Origin of the sequence: Streptomyces sp. So13.3 (genome assembly GCF_005860785.2) — a bacterium.
In the GTDB taxonomy this organism is placed as follows: Bacteria; Actinomycetota; Actinomycetes; order Streptomycetales; family Streptomycetaceae; genus Actinacidiphila; species Actinacidiphila fildesensis.
Genome location: NZ_CP048835.1, coordinates 7060719 through 7079005, shown reverse-complemented (window position 1 = coordinate 7079005; position 18287 = coordinate 7060719). Strand labels below are relative to the sequence as shown.

At 72.0% G+C, this 18287-nt stretch carries 14 protein-coding genes; 2 read left to right on the top strand and 12 right to left on the bottom strand.

What is annotated here, in order from left to right:
• Positions 1 to 26 precede the first annotated feature (26 nt).
• Complete coding sequence (locus C8250_RS31655) at positions 27 to 2402, top strand: immune inhibitor A domain-containing protein (RefSeq protein ID WP_138356547.1); 2376 nt, start codon at positions 27 to 29, stop codon at positions 2400 to 2402.
• 225 nt (positions 2403 to 2627) lie between these two features.
• Here C8250_RS31655 and C8250_RS31650 read toward each other — a convergent pair whose 3' ends face one another.
• From C8250_RS31650 to C8250_RS31625, 6 genes are all read right to left on the bottom strand, one after another.
• Complete coding sequence (locus tag C8250_RS31650; protein WP_138356564.1) at positions 2628 to 4964, bottom strand: collagenase; 2337 nt, start codon at positions 4962 to 4964, stop codon at positions 2628 to 2630.
• A gap of 211 nt (positions 4965 to 5175) precedes the next feature.
• Positions 5176 to 6225: an ABC transporter ATP-binding protein gene (locus C8250_RS31645; RefSeq protein ID WP_138356546.1), complete on the bottom strand. Its 1050-nt coding sequence runs from the start codon at positions 6223 to 6225 to the stop codon at positions 5176 to 5178.
• Positions 6222 to 7325 carry an ABC transporter ATP-binding protein gene (locus C8250_RS31640; protein ID WP_138356545.1) on the bottom strand — a complete coding sequence of 368 codons (1104 nt, stop codon included), beginning with the start codon at positions 7323 to 7325 and terminating at the stop codon, positions 6222 to 6224. The genes C8250_RS31645 and C8250_RS31640 overlap by 4 nt, the downstream gene beginning before the upstream one ends.
• Positions 7325 to 8311, bottom strand: coding sequence for an ABC transporter permease (locus C8250_RS31635; RefSeq protein WP_138356544.1), 987 nt, complete (start codon positions 8309 to 8311; stop codon positions 7325 to 7327). The genes C8250_RS31640 and C8250_RS31635 overlap by 1 nt, the downstream gene beginning before the upstream one ends.
• The gene (locus tag C8250_RS31630) at positions 8308 to 9279 is read right to left on the bottom strand and encodes an ABC transporter permease (protein ID WP_138356543.1); all 972 of its coding nucleotides are present in this window, start codon (positions 9277 to 9279) and stop codon (positions 8308 to 8310) included. Before C8250_RS31630 ends, C8250_RS31635 begins: the two co-directional genes overlap by 4 nt.
• A gap of 13 nt (positions 9280 to 9292) precedes the next feature.
• Entirely contained in the window at positions 9293 to 11038 is a 1746-nt protein-coding gene (locus C8250_RS31625; protein ID WP_138356542.1) for an ABC transporter substrate-binding protein, read from the bottom strand.
• A 121-nt stretch (positions 11039 to 11159) separates the two neighbouring features.
• Between C8250_RS31625 and C8250_RS31620 the strand changes: the two genes are divergently transcribed.
• Complete coding sequence (locus C8250_RS31620; protein WP_138356541.1) at positions 11160 to 12545, top strand: aminopeptidase P family protein; 1386 nt, start codon at positions 11160 to 11162, stop codon at positions 12543 to 12545.
• Positions 12546 to 12593: 48 nt separating this feature from the next.
• On the opposite strand, the gene C8250_RS31615 is transcribed toward C8250_RS31620, so the two are convergent.
• The 6 genes from C8250_RS31615 to C8250_RS31590 all read right to left on the bottom strand — a co-directional run bounded on the left by C8250_RS31615 (position 12594) and on the right by C8250_RS31590 (position 18285).
• Entirely contained in the window at positions 12594 to 13316 is a 723-nt protein-coding gene (locus C8250_RS31615) for a GntR family transcriptional regulator (protein ID WP_138356540.1), read from the bottom strand.
• A gap of 41 nt (positions 13317 to 13357) precedes the next feature.
• Positions 13358 to 14287 (bottom strand): ornithine cyclodeaminase family protein, encoded by a 930-nt coding sequence (locus tag C8250_RS31610; RefSeq protein ID WP_244809474.1) that lies wholly within the window; start codon positions 14285 to 14287, stop codon positions 13358 to 13360.
• A gap of 88 nt (positions 14288 to 14375) precedes the next feature.
• Entirely contained in the window at positions 14376 to 15377 is a 1002-nt protein-coding gene (locus C8250_RS31605) for a proline racemase family protein (protein ID WP_138356539.1), read from the bottom strand.
• 92 nt (positions 15378 to 15469) lie between these two features.
• Entirely contained in the window at positions 15470 to 16333 is an 864-nt protein-coding gene (locus tag C8250_RS31600; RefSeq protein WP_138356562.1) for a dihydrodipicolinate synthase family protein, read from the bottom strand.
• 139 nt (positions 16334 to 16472) lie between these two features.
• Positions 16473 to 17990, bottom strand: a complete 1518-nt coding sequence (locus C8250_RS31595; protein ID WP_138356538.1) for an NAD(P)/FAD-dependent oxidoreductase — start codon at positions 17988 to 17990, stop codon at positions 16473 to 16475.
• Positions 17971 to 18285, bottom strand: coding sequence for a (2Fe-2S)-binding protein (locus tag C8250_RS31590; protein ID WP_138356537.1), 315 nt, complete (start codon positions 18283 to 18285; stop codon positions 17971 to 17973). The genes C8250_RS31595 and C8250_RS31590 overlap by 20 nt, the downstream gene beginning before the upstream one ends.
• Positions 18286 to 18287: the final 2 nt, after the last annotated feature.

Here is an 18287-nt window from a genome sequence, read left to right as displayed (position 1 = left end):
GCAGTTCCTCCGAAAGGACCTGTACGTTGCGCAGAATCACCCTGCCCGGCATCGCGGCGCTCACCAGCGCCGCGATAGCCGGCGCGCTGCTGCTCACGGGCCCGGCCGCGGCCTCGACCGCACCACCGGCCGCCGCCCCGGGCCCCGCCGGCAGCGCCTCCGAGGACGTCCGGCACGCCGACGCCCCGTCCAGCCCGATGGACCTGCAGCGCCAGGCACTGCGCCGGCAGGCGCTGGAGCACGTCGCCGCCGGTTCGGTGGCCCGCGCGCCCGGCGGGACGCTCCCCCACACCGTCAAGATCGGCAAGCAGTACGCCGAACTGGCCCAGGAGCGCACGGACAAGATCTTCGTCATCCTCGCCGAGTTCGGCGACCAGGTGGACAGCACCACCATGAACAACGGCCAACCCCGCTACGGCGGCGAGCCCGGCCCGCTGCACAACACCACCGGCCGCCCCGCGAAGGCCGACAACCACACCGTCTGGCGCAAGGACTTCGACCGCGCCTACTACCAGCAGCAGTTCTTCGGCGACGCCCCCGGCACCGTCTCGCTGCGCAACTTCTACCGCACCCAGTCCTCCGGCCGGTACGACATCGAGGGCACCGTCACCGACTGGGTCAAGCTGCCCTGGAACGAGGCCCGTTACGGCAGTGACAACTGCCCCGAGGGCCAGCAGTGCCACAGCAACTGGGACATGATCCGGGACGCCACCACCGCCTGGTACGACGGCGAGCGCGCCAAGGGCCGCACCCCGGCGTCCATCAAGGCCCAGATAGCCCAGTACGACCACTACGACCGCTACGACTTCGACCACGACGGCAACTTCGACGAGCCCGACGGCTACATCGACCACCTCGTCGTCGTGCACGCCGGCAAGGACCAGACCTGGGGCGGCGGCACCCAGGGCACCGGAGCCGTCTGGGCGCACCGCTGGTTCGCGTACTACGACCAGGCGGGGCAGGCGGGCCCGCAGGGCAACCGGATCGGCGGCACCCCGGTCGGCGACACCGGCATCTGGGCGGGTGACTACCTCACCGGCGGCGAGAACAGCGGCGTCGGCCTCTTCGCCCACGAGTACGGCCACGACCTCGGGCTGCCGGACCTGTACGGCGCCACCGGCGACAACAGTGTCAACTACTGGTCGCTGATGTCCTCGGCCTCCTACCTCGGCAAGGGCCCGAACACGACCGGCGACTACCCGGGCGACCTCGACGCCTGGAGCAAGCTCCAACTCGGCTGGCTCGCCTACGAGGAGACCGCTTCGGCCGCCCCCGCCTCCACCCACCGGCTCGGTGTCTCCAGCTACAACACCGCCGATCCGCAGGGGCTGCTCGTCCATCTGCCGCCGTCGACCACCACCACAGAACTCACCGACCCGTACGAGGGCGGCAAACAGTGGTGGAGCGGTACCGGTGACTTCCTCGACAGCTCACTGACCCGCACCGTCGACCTGCGCGGCGTCACCGCCCCGGCCGTTCTCGACACCCGGCTCTGGTACGACATCGAGAAGGACTACGACTTCTTCACCGTCGAGGCCTCCACCGACGGCGGAAGCCACTGGACCGCCCTGCCCGGCACCGTGGACGGCACCACGATCCCCCGCACCCCCACCGGCATCCCCGTGGTCACCGGCACCTCCGGCGCCTGGACCGCACTGAGCGTCCCGCTCGACGCGTACGCCGGACAGCAGGTACAGCTCCGCTTCCACGTCACCTCGGACAGCAACACCCACGGCAAGGGCGTCCTCACCGACGCGGTGAGCGTCAGCGCGGGCGGCACCCAGCTGTTCGCGGACGGCGCGGAGGCCGGCCCCGCCGGCTGGACCGCGCAGGGCTTCACGATCGTCACCGGCCGCACCGGCGCCACCGACCACCCCCGCGCCTACATCGTGGAGAACCGCCGCTACACCGGCTACGGCGCCTTCCTCAAGACCGGGCCCTACAACTTCGGCTGGTCGAACGACCCGAAGAACCCGGCGAAGAAGGACACCGTCGAGTTCTACCCGTACCAGCAGGGCGCCCTCATCTGGCTCTGGGACACCGCCTACAGCGACAACACCACCGCAAACCACCCCGGCGGCGGGCTGCTCCTCCCCATCGACGCCCGCCCGGCGGCCCTGCGCTACACCGACGGCACCGTACTGAACGCCCGCGCCCAGACCTTCGACGCGACGTTCTCCCTCGGCCGCACCGACCGCCTCACCTTCCACAAGGACGGCGTCCCGGTCACCGTCCCGTCCCGCGCCGGCGTCCCCGTCTTCAACGACCACACCGGCGTCTACTGGAACGCCGACCTCCCCCAGGTAGGCGTCAAGGTCCCCGACACGGGCACCCGCATCGCCGTGACGAACGAATCCCACGACGGCCGCGTCACCACCGTCCGAGTGAGCCACGTTTCCTGACCCCAACAGACGTGCCCGGCTTCCCCACGGGAGCCGGGCACGGAGGGCGATGGATACGGAGGGGGACGGGCCCGCAGGGGTAGGGGTCCGAAATGCTGCCGAGCTGTTTGTGAGCCGCCGGGCCCGTAAACAGTCGATTTCGGACCCCCACCCCGGAGGGACCGGCCCCCGGCCCCCGCACCTGCGGGGGCCGGGGGCGGCGTCGATGGGCGCCCGCGGCAGCGGTCAGCGGCGCAGCGGGCCCTCGCACGAGTAGTCGCTCGTGCCCGCCAGGCCCGACGACCACACATCCACCGACCCGAACGTGCAGTTCATGTCGGCCAGGTTGTTCGCCGCCGCTCCCGCCCGGTCGAGGAGGAAGTAGTCGACGGTCTCCGACATGTCCTTGAAGACCCGGTCGGGGTTGCCGGAGTCGGAGAGGTTGGCCGTGACGCGGCCGGTGCAGGTGAAGCGGACCTTGTTGTCCCAGTCCGCGTTGTCCTTGCAGACAGGGGTGTTGGCGGTGGCCGCGGCGAACGCCGCCTGCACTTCGGCGGCCGTGGCGAACGTCAGCGACCCGTTGGCCGTGTACTGCGTGTCGGGCACGTACAGCGTCGCGACCTGGGCGATCTGCCGGTCCAGGAAGGCGTCGTACTCCCGCTGGAGCGCGGCGTCGGCGCCGGTTCTGGTGCGCCAGGCGTCGAAGCCGGCCGGGTCGTCGGCCCGCTCGTAGCCGTACATCTCGCGCAGCAGCGTCGGGTGCTCGGTCCACAGGAACTCGAAGAACGTGCCCGCGTAGTCGTAGAAGCGGAATCCGTCGCCGTCGTAGGTGGCGTGCAGCAGCTGGTCGACGCTCATCCGCGGGCCGCCGCCCGCGGTGTCGTCGATGACGCCCTGCACCAGGGACTTGCGGACCTTGATGCCGTCGTCGCGGGTGCCGCCGTCGAAGAACTCGGCGGTCCCCTCGTCCATGGCGGTGGTCAGGTCGTTGGAGTACCAGCGGGTGTCACCGAAGGTGCCGGGGACCGCCCAGCGGCCGTTGAGGTAGTGGGTGTACTCGTGGCGGAACAGCTCCTCCAGGGTGAGCGAGGAGTCCTGCGGCACCCGGCGCTGGTAGGTGTAGAAGGTGGCGCCGTCCTCGATGTAGATGCCGCCGTTCTTGGTGCCGTAGCCGGTGAGCAGCGGCTGGAAGACCTCGTAGTCGGCGCGCGACGCGTACAGGTGGATGTGCAGGGTGGTGTTGGTGTCCCCGGCCAGCGGAGTGGAGGTGCCCAGGACGCGCAGGAACTGGGTCTTGACCTGCTTGCTGGCGTAGTAGAGCTGGTCGACGGTGGCCTGGTCGAGGCCGGTGTGGACCTCGATGGCGCCGTTGTCGTACGTGTAGGTGTGGGGGAAGAGCATCGCCTCGATCTGAGCCTTGCAGACGTTGAACCGCGCGCAGTCGTCGTAGTAGTTGAGCCAGGACGCGGCGCTGACCCAGGGCGGGCTCATCCTGCCGAAGGCCGCCTCGGTGGTGCCCAGCAGCGTGCCGAGGTCGTTGACGATCGCCGGCTTGAGGGCGTCGATCTGGCCGAACCGGCCGTACTCGCCGACCGCGTCGCGCGCCACCCAGTCGTTGGTGGTGCCCTTGAGGTGGCCGTAGCCGCCGAACACCCGGAAGGCGCCGCGGTAGGCGGCGTCCGCGGTGGCCGCCGCGCGGAAGGCGGTGTCGTTGTTCCCGGGGTAGACGCCCAGGTAGTTGACGGACAGGGCGGCGAGGACGGCGCCGCCCCAGTCGGCGCTGGTGGCAGTGGCCGCGCCCGGGGCCATGGTGGCGAGCACCTTCTTGATCAGCGGGAGCTGGTACTGGCGCAGGCCGGGCGCGCTGGCGGCGTAGAGCGCCTCGCGCAGCGTCTGGGCGTTCTGCTTCGTCGCGTCGAAGGTGCGCAGAGCGGTCCCGAAGGCGGCGATGGCCTTCTGCATGGCGGCGACCGTCGGGGCGTCGGTGACGTCGATCTCGGTGTGCGAGTAGTCGTGGTACGCGACGGCGTGCAGATACGTGAACATCTCGTACAGGTTGTTGGCGTTGGTGCCCCGGTGTTTCGGCGCGAGCAGGGCTATGCGCTGGGAGACGGCCTGCACATGAGCGTCGGACATGACGGGTATGAGGCGTGGGTCCCAGGTCCAGAGCAGCTTGCTCAGACAGTTCTCCACGGAGACGGTGTAGTTGTCGGCGAGGAAGTCCGCGAAGCGTTTCGGGCTCAGCTTGGTGATGGCGTCGAGGGTGCAGGGCACGGTGCCGCCCAGCGCCTTCGCCGGAGCGGCCGGCTTGGCGCGGGCGGCCACCGCCGGGCCGCCCGCCGGTGCGGACTGGTCGCCGGGCAGCTTGCCCTCGGCGTGCGCGCCACCGCCGGGGGCGGGCGCCTGGTGGGGGGCGACGGTGCCGGCCTTGGCGAGCCGCTGGACCTCGTCGAACGGGTTGCCGTCGGACGCCCGGGCCCCCGCGCCCGGCGCTCCGGCGAAGGTCGCCGGGACGGCCGGAGCGGCGGGAGCGGCCTGCGGACCTGCCGGACCTGCCTGCCCCGCCTGGGCGACGTTCATCATCGGCAGGGTCAGGGACGCCGACAGGGCGGCGACGAGCAGGCTCTTACACACGGCGCGGGTGGTGCGGGCAGTGCCGGTGGTGCGGGTGCTTCCCGCGGGACGTGCGGAACGGGCGTGGGACACCAAGGACTCCTCGGAGTGGGGTGGAGTGGGTGGGACACCATCGGTAGGGGCCGTTCGTGATCGGCCGGCCAGGCCCTGGGGCGTGTCTTCACAGCCCCGTCCGGCCGGCGGGCGCGGGCTCCGGGAAGTGGCAGGCGGCCTGCCGCTGTCCCGGGCCGGCGATCTGCAGCAGTGGTGCTTCGGTGCGGCAGATCTCCCGCGCCTTGTGGCAGCGCGGGTGGAAGGTGCAGCCCGCCGGCGGATGCGCCGGGCTGGGGGGATCGCCGAGCAGCACGATCCGTTCACGGGCCCGCTCCGCCGCCGGGTCGGGCAGCGGTACGGCGGACAGCAGGGCCCGCGTATAGGGGTGGGCGGGAGCGCCGTAGACCTCGGCCTTGTGGCCGATCTCGACGATCCGGCCGAGGTACATCACCGCGACGCGGTCGCAGACCCGCTTGACGACCGACAGGTCGTGCGCGATGAAGAGGTAGGCGAGGCCGAGTTCGCGCTGCAGGGTCTCCATCAGGTTGACGATCTGGGCCTGGATGGAGACGTCGAGCGCGGACACCGGCTCGTCGGCGATGATCAGCCGCGGCCGGGTGGCGAGCGACCGGGCGATGCCGATGCGCTGCGCCTGGCCGCCGGAGAACTCGTGGGGGTAGCGGTCGAGATGCTCGGGGATGAGGCCGACCAGCTCCATCAGCTCGGCGGCCCGTCTGCGGGCGTCGGCCGCTCCACTGCCCTGCGCCAGCATCGGGTCGGAGATGATGCGGGCGACCGTCTGCCGGGGGTTGAGGGACGAGAACGGGTCCTGGAACACCATCTGCACATGGCGCCGTACCGGACGCAGGGCGCGCGCGGACAGATGGCTGATGTCGCGGCCGTCGAAGGTGACGGAGCCCGAGGTGGGCTCCAGCAGCCGGACGATCATCCGCCCGGTGGTGGACTTCCCGCAGCCCGACTCCCCCACCAGGCCCAGCGTTTCGCCCGCGTTGATGTCGAACCCGACGCCGTCCACGGCCCGGACGGGGGCGCCCGCGCGCCCGCCGCGGGTGCGGCGGCCGGGGAACGTCTTGACGAGATCGCGGACGGACAGCAGCGGCGGCGCTCCGCCGTCCGCCGGGCCGCCGGGGGCGGCGACCGTCTCCAGGGCGCTCATCGTGATCCTTCCGGGGCCGGAGTCGGGGCCGGAGCTGGGGCCGGAGCTGGAGCTGGAGCTGGGGCCGGAGCTGGAGCTTTGGCCGGAACGGCGGCAACCGCTTCCAACGGGTAGTGGCAGGCCACGCGATGCCCGCCGGCCGATGACGCCGCCAGGCCGAAGGCCGGACGCTCCGAGGCGCACCGGTCCCGTTCCGCCGCGCTCCCGGCCGCCGCCCGCGGGCAGCGCGGCACGTACGGGCAGCCGGGCGGTGGCGCGAGCAGCGAGGGCGGGCTGCCCGGGATGGCGCGCAGCGGCGCGTCGTCGGTGTCGTCGAGCCGGGGCAGCGAGTCGAGCAGCCCGCGGGTGTAGGGGTGCGCGGGCGCGGTGAACAGCTGGTCCACCGGCGCCTGTTCCGCGGCCCGGCCGCCGTACATGACCAGCACCTCGTGGGCGACGCGGGCGACGACGCCCAGGTCATGGGTGATCATCACGACGCCGAGGCCGCGGTCGGCCTGGATGCGGGCGATGAGTTCGAGGATCTGCGCCTGCACGGTGACGTCGAGCGCGGTGGTCGGCTCGTCCGCGATCAGCAGGTCCGGTTCGCAGGCCAGCGCCATGGCGATCATGACGCGCTGCCGCATGCCGCCGGAGAACTGGTGCGGATGGTCCGCCGCCCGGCGGGCCGGCTCCGGGATGCCGACCTCGCCGAGCATCTCGACGGCCCGCCGCCGGCCGACCGCGCGGCTGGCCTTGAAGTGCACCCGGTAGTGCTCGGCCACCTGCTCGCCGACCGTGTAGTAGGGGTGCAGGCTGGACAGCGGGTCCTGGAAGATCATCGCCATCCGGCGGCCGCGCAGCCGGTTCAGTTCACGGTCGGGCAGCGCGGTGAGCTCCCGGCCGTCGAGCGCGATGGATCCGCTGACGGTCGCGTCCCGGTGCAGGCCCATGACGGCCAGCGAGGTGACGGACTTCCCGGAGCCGGACTCGCCGACGATGCCCAGCGTGCGGCCCGCCTCGACGGTGAAGCCGATGCCGTCGACGGCGCGGACCGGGCCCGCCGGGGTGGGGAACGTGACCTGGAGGTCACGGACTTCGAGCAGGGGGCCTGGCGCGGCCATCAGTACCTCACTCTCGGGTCGACAAGGGCGTAGAGGAGGTCGACGACCAGGTTGGCGATGACGATGAAGAACGCCGCCAGCAGGGTGACGCCGAGGATCACGGGTTGGTCGGAGCGGACCAGCCCGTCGTAGAAGAGCCGTCCGACGCCCGGCAGTCCGAAGATGGACTCGGTGATGACGGCGCCGGCCAGCAGGCCGCCGAGGTCCATCCCGAAGAGGGTGAGGATGGGCGTCATCCCGGAGCGCAGCCCGTGCTTGACGATGACGGTGCGCTCCGGCATGCCCTTGGCGCGGGCGGTGCGGATGTACGGCTCCGCCATCGCCTCGATCATCGAACTGCGGCTCTGCCGGGCGTACATGGCGGCGTAGAGCAGGGCCAGTGCCAGCCAGGGCAGGATCAGGTTGGAGGCCCAGTCGAGCGGGTCGGCGGTGAAGTCGGTGTACGTCGGGTACGGCAGCAGGCCGGCGATCCTGATCACGCCGTAGATCAGCATCACCGAGGTGAAGTAGACCGGCATGGAGGCCGCCGCGACCGCGCCCACCATCAGGGTGCGGTCGACGAGGGTGTCCTTGCGCAGCGCGGCCGTCACACCGGCGCCGAGGCCGAGCAGCAGCCACAGCGCGGACGCGCCGACGGCGAGCGAGACCGAGACCGGCAGCCGGTCCATCAGCAGGTCCCAGACCGGGACGGAGTTCTCGTAGCTGTAGCCGAAGCAGGGGAATCCGCAGTGCAGCGCGTGCGGCCCCTCCCCCAGGGTGCGGCCGGAGAAGATTCCGGTGAGGAAGTCGCCGAACTGCCGCCAGACCGGCTGGTCCAGGCCCATGTAGTGGCGGACCAGTTCGAGGCGCTCGGGACTGCAGCTCTTGCCGCAGGCGGCCGCGGCCGGGTCGGAGGGCAGGACGTAGAAGATGGTGAAGGTGATGGCGGAGATCGCGAAGAGCACGCCGGCGACTCCGGCGAACCGGCGGGCGAGGTAGAGGATCACCTGCGGCCTCCCCGGGGATCGAGGATGTCGCGCAGCGCGTCGCCGAGGAGGGTGAAGGCGAGGACGGCCAGGAAGAGGAAGAGGCTGGGGATGATGAAGTACATCGGGTCGGTCTCGTAGAACGCGACGCTGTCCGCGATCATCTGGCCCCAGGAGGGCGTGGGCGGCCGGACGCCGACGCCCAGATAGCTGAGGGCGGCCTCGGTGCTGATCATGCCGGGGATGAGCAGGGTGGTGTACGCGATGATCGGCCCGGAGACGTTGGGCAGGATCTCCCGGCCGAGGATGCGCCAGGCGCCGGAACCGCCCACCCGGGCGGCCTCGACGTATTCACGGTGCTTGACCGAGAGCGTCTCGCCGCGGACGACGCGGGCGATGCCGGGCCAGCCGAAGACGCCGATGATGGCGGTCATCAGGAAGATCCGGTTGACGTCCTGGGCCACCGACATCATCGCGATCATGAAGATGAGGGACGGGAAGGACATCGTCAGATCCATCAGACGGCTGAGCACGGCGTCGGTGCGGCCGCCGAAGTAGCCAGCGGCGATCCCGGTGGCGGTGCCCGCGAGGACGACCACCGCGGTGGCGCTGAGCGAGATCAGCAGCGAGACCTGGGCACCGTTGACGACCCGGGCGAACAGGTCGCGGCCGGTGACGGGTTCGACGCCCAGCCAGTGGTCGGGGCCGATTCCGCCCAGCGGCCCGAGCGGCAGGCCGCCGAGGTAGGGATCGACGGCGGTCTGGTCGAACTCGGTGGGCGACCAGCCGCCGAGCGCGCTGAGCAGCGGCGCGCCGGCGGCCATCACGACGAGCAGCGCCACGACCACCAGGCCGAAACGGGCGGCGGGCCGGCGGCTCAACTGCCGCCAGGCGAGCCGCCACGGCCCGTACCCGGGCGCGGCTCCGGGTGCCGCTTTCGGGGCGGGTTCAGGGGGAGGTACCCGGTCGGGCACCGTGAGGGTGGCCATCGCCGTACGCCCCTCAGCCCTGGCTCTTGGACGGGTCCTTGAGGCCGATGGCCGCGTAGTCGAGCTGGCCCGACCACACCGGGTGGCCGAAGGCGCCCGCGATGTTGGTGCCGACCAGCAGCGGCTTGCGCTCCAGCATCAGCGGCACGGCCGGGGACTTGGCCATGATCTGCGCGTCGAGGTCGATCCAGGCCTGGTTGGCCTTGGCCGCGTCGGACATCGCGGCGATCTCGTCCATCCGCTTCATGACCGCGTCGTCGCGGAACTGCGAGTAGTTGCCCTGGTTGCCCTTGTCCCTGATGGTGCGGCCGTCGAAGACGAAGGGCAGGAAGGTGGAGCCCGACGGGTAGTCGGGGCACCAGCCGGCCATCACCATGTCGGGCGCGCTCTTGATGTCGCCGATCGACTCGTAGTAGGCGGACGGGTCGACGGTGTTGATGGTGACCGCGACCCCGACCCGGGACAGACCCTGCTGGATCGCCTCGCCCCTGGTCTTGTCGCCGGTGGAGACGGTGAAGGTGGCCCCGAAGCCGCCGTCCTTGCCGGCCGCCTTCAGCAGGTCCTTGGCCTTGGCGACGTCGCCGGCCGGCGCGATCTTCAGGGTGTCGGCCTGCTTGGCGCCGGTGAGGGCCGGCGGCAGATAGGCGGTGGCGATGTCGTTGAGCGCGGGGCCGCCGGACGCGGTGAGCAGCGACGCCTTGTCGACCGCGTACTGCATGGCCTCACGGACCTTGGGGTCGTTGAACGGGGCCTTGCTGGTGTTGAGCTGCAGCATCCCGGTGCAGCCGGATGACTCGGCGATCAGCCGGCCCTTGACGTCGGCCTTGGGCAGCACCTTCGGCGCGCTCTCCGGCCGCATGTTGGACCACTCGATCGTGGAGGCGTCGCCGCCCGCGGAGGCGATGACGCGGTCGTCGACCTGACCACCCTTGAGCCCCTGGACGAACACGAAACGGTCCGGGTACGCCTTGCGGACGGTGTCGGTGGCGGCGTCCCAGTTCGTGTTGCGGACCAGGACCAGCTTCTTGCCCCGGTCGTAGCTCTCGACCTTGTACGGGCCGGAGGAGAACGGCCGGGCGTCGTACTGCGCGCCCTTCTCCTGGGCCTGCGGTACGGGCGAGAAGGTGGGCAGCGTGGCCGTGGAGGCGAAGTCGGCGACCGGGCGCTTGAGCTTGAAGACGATGGTGAGGTCGTCGGGGGTCTCGATGGAGCTGAGGTGCTTGCCCGTCAGGGGGCCCTGGTAGCCCTTGGTGTCGGCCAGGTACTGGGCGGCGTAGTCGGGTCCGCCGGTGAGGTCGGGGGAGAACGACCGCTCGACGTTGTACTTGACGTCCTTGGCGGTGATCGGGGTGCCGTCCTCGTACTTCAGGCCCTTCTTGAGGGTGAAGGTCCACACCTTGCCGCCCTCGGTGGGCGTGCCGAGGTCAGTGGCCAGGTCGGGGACGATCTCGCTGCCGGCCTTGCCGGGCTCGCTCTTGAAGGTGGTCAGGGTCCGGTAGAGCAGCCGGATCCCCATGTCCATGTTCGGCATCGTCCAGTTGCGGGCCGGGTCCAGGTGCGAGAAGTCCTGGTTGGACAGGACGGTGAGGGTGCCGCCCTTCACCGGGGTGCCGCCGACGACCTGACCTTCGTTGGCCGCTGCCGGGTTCTTCCCCTTGCCGCTCCGACTGCCCTTCGCATCGTCGGAACAGCCCGCGAGACCGAGGGTGAGGGACGCCAGGAGGGCGGTGGACAGGGCGAGTTGGGTGCGCTTGGTCATATGAGTCACTCCGCTGAGAAGAACGGCACTCTAAGATGTGACCCGTAACATAGTAATGTGAAATTGCACTGACAAGATGTGTGCGTCGCCGTTACCGACCCGTGTCCGAAGGAGCTCATCGATGAACGGAACCCCCGCCCGACTGCATACGGGAAGTCATGATCTGCCCACCTCGCCGGCGCTGGACGCCTTCATGGGCGCCGGCTGGGCCGCCACTCCGCTGCCCGACGGCACCCGCGTTCCCGCCTCGCACCTCACCCCTGCCCGCCGCGACCGGCTCTCCGCCCGCTTCCCCGGCGAGCGGCTCGTCGTCCCCGCCGGGCAGCTCAAGGCCCGCTCCAACGACGACGACTACCGCTTCCGCCCGCACAGTGCCTACGCCTGGCTCACCGGCCTGACCGGCGAGGACCAGCCCGGCAACGTCCTCGTCCTGGAGCCGTCCGGTCCCTCCGGGCACGAGGCCGTGCTGTATCTGCGGCCGCGCTCACCGCGCACCGAGGCCGGGTTCTACCGCGACCGCCGCTACGGGGAGTTCTGGGTCGGGCGCCGCCCCGACCTCGCGGAAGCCGAGCGGATGACCGGCATCCGGTGCGAGCACCTCGACGGGTTCGGCGCACTGCCGCCGGGCCGCGACGCCACGACGGACACCGAACTCGCCAGTGCGCTCTCGGAGTTGCGGCTGGTGAAGGACGCGTGGGAGGTCGGCCAGCTGCAACTCGCCGTCGACCACACGGTCGCCGGCTTCGAGGACGCCGTACGGTCCCTGCCGCGCGCCCTGCGGCACGCGCGCGGCGAACGCTGGATCGAGGGGGCGTTCAACCAGCGCGCCCGCGCCGAGGGCAACGGCACCGGGTACAACACCATCGCCGCGTCCGGCGCGCACGCCTGCGTACTGCACTGGATACGCAACGACGGCGCGCTGGACCCCACGCAACTGCTGCTGCTCGACGCGGGCGTGGAGGCCGACACCCTCTACACCGCCGACGTCACCCGCACGCTGCCGCTGTCCGGCATCTTCTCCCCCGTCCAGCGCCAGCTGTACGAACTGGTCCTGGCGGCCCAGGACGCCGGTATCGCGGCCCTCAAACCCGGCGCCAGCTTCCGGGACTTCCACCTCGCGGGCATGCGCGTCATCGCCGAAGGGCTCGCCGACTGGGGCGTGCTGCGGATCTCCGCCGACGAGGCGCTCGCCGAGGACAGCGGCCTCTACCGCCGCTACACGCTGTGCAACAGCGGCCACATGCTCGGCCTCGACGTGCACGACTGCGCCCAGGCCCGCGCCGAGACCTACCTCGACGCGGTACTGGAGGAGGGCCATGTCCTCACCGTCGAACCGGGCCTGTACCTCCAGCCCGACGACGAGACGCTGCCGCTGGAACTGCGCGGCATCGGCATCCGGATCGAGGACGACCTGGTCATCACGTCCGACGGGGCCCGCCTGATGTCGGGGGCACTGCCGCGCGATGTCGCGGGGATCGAGAGCTGGATGGGCGAGCTGCTCGGTTAGCGGGGGCGCCCTGCGGGGCTTTCGCCCTCGCCCCGCAGGGCAACCGGCCTAAGCCTTGCCGAGCTTGCGCTTGAGGACCGGCTCCGGCTTCGCCGCGGCCGGCTCCTCCTTGCCCACCGCCCACAGCGACCGCACATGCCCGAGGTGCCGGGCCATGCACTCCTCCGCGGCCTCCGCGTCCCCGAAAATCATCAGGTCGAGCAGCTCGATGTGCTCCTCGGCCGACGAGACCAGCTCGCCGCGCTCGTCCAGCCGCGTCAGCCCGTACAGCCGGGAGCGCTTGCGGAGATCGCCGACGGCCTCGACCAGCCGCTCGTTCCCGGCCAGGCCGAGGAGGGTGAGGTGGAAACGGCGGTCGGCCTCCAGATAGCCGATGAGGTCGTGCGCCCGGGCGGCGGCGACGATCTCCTCGGCGGCCGGCCGCAGTTCCTCCAGCTGTTCCGGGGTGGCGGTGCGGGTGACCCGGCCGACGGTCGGGACCTCGATGAGGGCGCGGATCTCGGTGTACTGGTCGAGGTCGCGCTCGTTCATCTCGGTGACCCGGAAGCCCTTGTTGCGCACCGGTTCGACCAGGCCCTCGCGCGCCAGGTCGAGCATCGCCTCACGCACCGGGGTGGCGGAGATGCCGAAGTCCGCGGCGAGGGCGGGCGCCGAGTAGACCACGCCGGGGCGCAGTTCACCGGCGATGAGCGCGGCACGCAGGGCGTGGCCCACCTGATCGCGCAGCCGCTCCTGCGCTGTGATCAGGTTGCGCTGCTTCAGGTCACCCATCGCTGTTCCTCCGTCATCGCGCGGAGCTCCAGCGTACAATGTCACGTTGCTTTCGCGGCCCGGAAGATCTCAGCAGCTACGGCGAGATCCTGCCACGCCATACCCGTGCCCTTGAAGAAGCGCGGGCGGCCCGCTTCAGGGCGCAGCCGGCCGGCGACGAGGTCGGCGAGGGTGCCCGCGAGATCCTCCGGCCGGTAGGCGCCCTCCGCGATCGGGACCAGGATGTCCCCCGCCTCGCGCAGCGCGGCCGACCGCGCCTCGACGACGACGGTGGCCCGGGTCACCAGCGCGGTGTCGGTCTCGCGGGCCGACGCTTCGTGCGAGCCGACGGCGACCACGGTCGTGTGCCCGGCGACGGTGCTGCCGTCGAACAGCGGAGTGCGGGCCGTGGTGCAGCAGATCACCAGGTCGGCCTTGGCCACCGCGTCGGGTCCGCCGGTCACGGCGTCCAGTCCGAGCCGGCGGGCGTGGGCCACCAGCGCCTGCGCGGGCTCGGGCCTGCGGGCGACCACGGTGAGCCGGGTCAGCGGCCGGACCGCGAGGGCCGCCGCCAGGTGCCCGTACGCCTGCGGTCCCGCTCCGAACAGGACGAGGTGCGAGGCGTCGGGCACGGCCAGGTGGCGGATCGCGACGGCGGACACCGCCGGGGTGCGCAGCGAGGTGAGGGCGGGCCCGTCGAGCAGCGCGACCGGCTGGAGGGTCGCGCCGTCGAGGAGGAGGTAGCTGCCGGTGATCCGGGGCAGCCCGCGGGCCGGGTTGCCCGGCGCCACCCCGGCGATCTTCACTCCAGCGAAGTCCTTCGTGGCGGCGGGCATCAGCAGCAACTCGCCGGCCGGGACCGGGACGCCGGTGCGCGGCGGCCCGGTCTCCGGGTCGAGCCCGCCGCGCAGCACCGCTTCGACGGCGTCCGCCGCGTCGGCGGGCCCGAGGAGCCGGGCGATGGCGGTGGCGTCGAGGTGCGGCAGTGTCACAGCGGTGGTCCCGTTCCCGGAAGGTCGTCGGAGGGCGGCACCGCGGCCCGGTGAGCCCCTTCCTCCCGACCGTACCCGCCGTCGGTGATCACAGCAGGAACCCGCCGGGGAAGGGGTCGGACGGGTCGAGGAAGTACTGGGCGGTGCCGGTGATCCAGGCGCGGCCGGTGACCGTGGGCACCACGGCGGGCAGCCCGCCGACCGTGGTCTCCTCGACGAGCCGGCCGGTGAAGAACGTTCCGATGAAGGACTCGTTGACGAAGTCGGTGTGCAGCGGGAGTTCACCACGCGCGTGCAGCTGCGCCATCCGCGCCGAGGTGCCGGTGCCGCACGGCGAGCGGTCGAACCAGCCGGGGTGGATGGCCATCGCGTGCCGGGACAGCCGCGCGTCGGAGCCGGGGGCGATCAGCTGGACGTGCTTGACCCCGTTGATGTCCGGGTCCTCCGGGTGCACCGGCCGGTCCGCCGCGTTGATGGCCTCCATGACGGCGAGCCCGGCGGCGAGGATGTCGTTCTTGCGCTCCCGGTCGAAGGGCAGCCCGAGGTCGGCCAGCGGCAGCATCGCGTAGAAGTTGCCCCCGTAGGCGAGGTCGTAGGTGAGCGTCCCGTGGCCGGGGACGTCGACCTTGAGGTCCAGGCCGGCGGAGAACGCCGGGACGTTCCGGAGGGTGACGGCGGTGGCCTCCCCGTCCTCGACCTGGACGTCGACGGTGACGAGCCCGGCGGGGGTGTCCAGCCGGACGGTGGTGACCGGTTCGGTGACCGGCACCATCCCGGTCTCGACGAGGACGGTGGCGACGCCGATGGTGCCGTGGCCGCACATCGGGAGGTAGCCGGAGACCTCGATGTACAGCACCCCGTAGTCCGCGTCGGGCCGCGTCGGCGGCTGCAGGATCGCGCCGCTCATCGACGAGTGCCCGCGCGGCTCGTACATCAGCAGCGTGCGCACCCGGTCGTGGTGCTCCATGAAGTACAGCCGGCGCTCGGCCATCGTGGCGCCGGGGATGACGCCCACGCCGCCGGTGATGACGCGGGTCGGCATGCCTTCGGTGTGCGAGTCGACGGCGTGGTAGATGTTCCGGCTGCGCAAGGGGTCCTCCTTCTCGTCGGAGTTCTCGTTGACTGGCTCATTGGCCAGCTCGTTGGCCAGCCCGTCGGCCAGCCCGTCGGCCTGCTCGTGGGTCAGCCGAGTCCTTCGGCCATCGCCTTCTCGGTCGCGGCGCGGACCACGGCCTCGATGTCGGCCGGGAGCGGGGAGCGCGGCGGACGGACCGGGCCGCCGGGCCGGCCCACGAGGTCCATGGACACCTTGATGGCCTGGACGAACTCGGGCTTGGAGTCCCAGCGCAGCAGCGGGTGCAGCGCGCGGTAGAGCGGCACGGCGGTGTCGAGGTCGCCGGAGAGCGCCGCCCGGTACAGGGTGGCGCAGGCCTCGGGGAACGCGTTGGGGTAGCCCGCGATCCAGCCCACGGCGCCCGCGATGCCGAGTTCGAGCAGGACGTCGTCGGCCCCGACCAACAGATCCAGTCCGGGGGCGAGTTCGGCGATCTCGTAGGCCCGGCGGACATCGCCGGTGAACTCCTTGACCGCGACGATGCTGCCCTCGTTGTAGAGCTCGGCGAGCAGCTGCGGAGTGAGGTCGACCTTGGTGTCGTACGGGTTGTTGTACGCGACGACCGGCAGCCCGGCCCTGGCCACCTCGGCGTAGTGCGCGCGCACCGCCCGCTCGTCGGCGCGGTAGGCGTTGGGCGGCAGCAGCAGGACGGAGCCGGCACCGGCCTCTCCGGCCTGTTCGGCCCAGCGGCGGGCCTCGTCGCTGCCGTAGGCGGCGACACCGGGCATGACGCGGTCCCCGTCACCGGCCGCCTCGACGGCGGTACGGACGACCCGGGCCCGCTCGTCGTCGGTCAGGGTCTGGTACTCCCCCAGGGAGCCGTTGGGAACGACACCGTCGCAGCCGGACTCGATGAGCCAGGCGACGTGCTCGGCGTAACCGTCGTGGTCCACGCGCAGGTCGGCATGGAACGGGAGGGCGGTGGCGACCATGATGCCGTGCCAGGGCTGGTCGCGGGGCGGGGTGTTCGTGGTCACGGTGGTTCTCCCTTAGTGAGATGTGACATTTTACTGTGTCGTGGACGGAGACCACAAGAGGCTCACCGAGGAGAGTCCTACGGTTCTTCCGTGCTCACGAGCGGGGCGGCCCGTCCGGACCGGACAGAGCCGCCGGTCGGGACAGGGCGGCCAGCGGAACGGGACACGACAGCGGTCGGCGGTCGGGGCCGGCGTCCGCATCTGCGTCTGCGTCCGCATCTGCGTCTGCGTCTGCGTGCGAGTCGGCGCGCGCCAGGCAGTCGACCGCCGGGCCGCACATCCGGCCCTGGCACCAACCCATCCCGGCGCGGGTGAACAGCTTGACGGTGCGGGCGTCATGGGCGCCGAGATCGGTGACCGCCGCGCGGACCTCCCCTGCGGAGACCTCCTCGCAACGGCACACATCGGTGTCGTCGCTCAGCCAGTCCGGCCAGCCGGGGCCCGGCCGGTGGGCGGCGGCCATGACCGCCGCGAAGGCCCGCAGCCGGGCTCGGGTACGGCGCAGCGCGACCGCCCGCCGGGCGTCGGGGCGTACCGCGGAACGCGACACGGCCGCGATGGCGAAGGCCGCCAGTTCCCCCTCGGCGAGGGCGAGTTGGGCGCCGCCCACTCCTCCGGCCTCGCCGGCCGCCCAGACGCCGGGCACCGAGGTCCGCTGGCTGTCGTCGAGAGCGAGCGCGTACGTGCCGTCGGGGGTGCGGTGGGTGGCGCAGCCGAGTCCGGTGGCCAGCTCCAGCTGCGGCACCAGACCGTGGCCCACCGCGAGCGCGTCGCAGGCGATGCGGCGGCCGGTGCCCGGCACGGGACGCCAGTCGCGGTCCAGCCGGGAGACGGTGACGGCCTCCACCCGGTCGGTGCCGTGAGCCTCGGTCACCGCGCTGCGGGTGCGCGGGCGCAGGCCGTGGCGCAGCAGGGCGGCGCCGTGCACCGCGCCTTCGAGCAGCTTGCCGGGGTTGGCGGCCAGCGTCCGGGGGCTTCCGGCGTACGCGGTGTACCCGGCCGCCTCGACGACGGCGGGCACCTTCGCGCCCGCGGCGGCCAGCGAGCCGGCGACCGCCAGCAGCAGCGGGCCGCTGCCCGCGACGACGATCCGCCGTCCGGGCAGCACCAGGCCGGACTTGAGCATCGCCTGGGCGCCACCCGCACCGACCACCCCGGGCAGCGTCCAGCCGGGGAACGGCAGTTGGCGCTCGTAGGAGCCGGTGGCCAGCAGCAGTGCGCGTGACGTCACGGCCGCCCGGCCCTGCTCCGGCCCGTCAGGACCGGTCACGGCATGCACCGTCCACGCCGTCGAACTGCCGCGTTCCACCGTCCACACATGGTGGTGGGTCAGGTGCCGGACCTTGCCGGTCCCGGTGTGCCGGCCGAGCCGTCGCACCAGCGCGGCGAAGGCGGCCCAGCCGTGGTGCAGCGCCTCGGGGCGCGCGGCGCCGAGTCCCGGCGCGGGATGGCGGTAGTACTGACCGCCGGGGGCGGCGGCCGCGTCGAGCACGACGACGCTCAGCCCGAGATCGGCCGCGGCCACGGCGGCCGAGAGCCCGGCGGGGCCCGCGCCCACGATCGCGAGGTCGTACTCCGGAGGTACCGGCGGCTCAGACGGCGAGATCGGCACGGCCGTGGCCCTCCTGCGTGGTGACGAGATCGCCCGGACGGGCCGGGACCAGGCAGGCCCGCTGGTTCGGGGCGCCGTTGACGGTGGCGAGGCAGTCGAAGCAGGAGCCGATGCCGCAGAAGGCGCCGCGCGGGCGGCCGTTCACCCGGGTGGTACGCCAGGCGAGGATGCCGGCCGACCACAGGGCGGCGGCGATGCTCTGGCCCGGCAGCGCGGGCAGGACGCGGCCGTCCATCGTGATCTCGAACGACGGCTCGGGGGTGGCCCCGGCCAGCTCGACGGGGTTACGCGCCATCG

Coding starts and splice junctions, on each gene's coding strand:
- C8250_RS31650 (WP_138356564.1), bottom strand. CDS start 4,964: ATGATGAACGTCGCCCAGGCGGGGCAGGCAGGTCCGGCAGGTCCGCAG.
- C8250_RS31645 (WP_138356546.1), bottom strand. CDS start 6,225: ATGAGCGCCCTGGAGACGGTCGCCGCCCCCGGCGGCCCGGCGGACGGC.
- C8250_RS31640 (WP_138356545.1), bottom strand. CDS start 7,325: ATGGCCGCGCCAGGCCCCCTGCTCGAAGTCCGTGACCTCCAGGTCACG.
- C8250_RS31630 (WP_138356543.1), bottom strand. CDS start 9,279: ATGGCCACCCTCACGGTGCCCGACCGGGTACCTCCCCCTGAACCCGCC.
- C8250_RS31625 (WP_138356542.1), bottom strand. CDS start 11,038: ATGACCAAGCGCACCCAACTCGCCCTGTCCACCGCCCTCCTGGCGTCC.
- C8250_RS31620 (WP_138356541.1), top strand. CDS start 11,160: ATGAACGGAACCCCCGCCCGACTGCATACGGGAAGTCATGATCTGCCC.
- C8250_RS31615 (WP_138356540.1), bottom strand. CDS start 13,316: ATGGGTGACCTGAAGCAGCGCAACCTGATCACAGCGCAGGAGCGGCTG.
- C8250_RS31600 (WP_138356562.1), bottom strand. CDS start 16,333: ATGGTCGCCACCGCCCTCCCGTTCCATGCCGACCTGCGCGTGGACCAC.
- C8250_RS31590 (WP_138356537.1), bottom strand. CDS start 18,285: ATGGCGCGTAACCCCGTCGAGCTGGCCGGGGCCACCCCCGAGCCGTCG.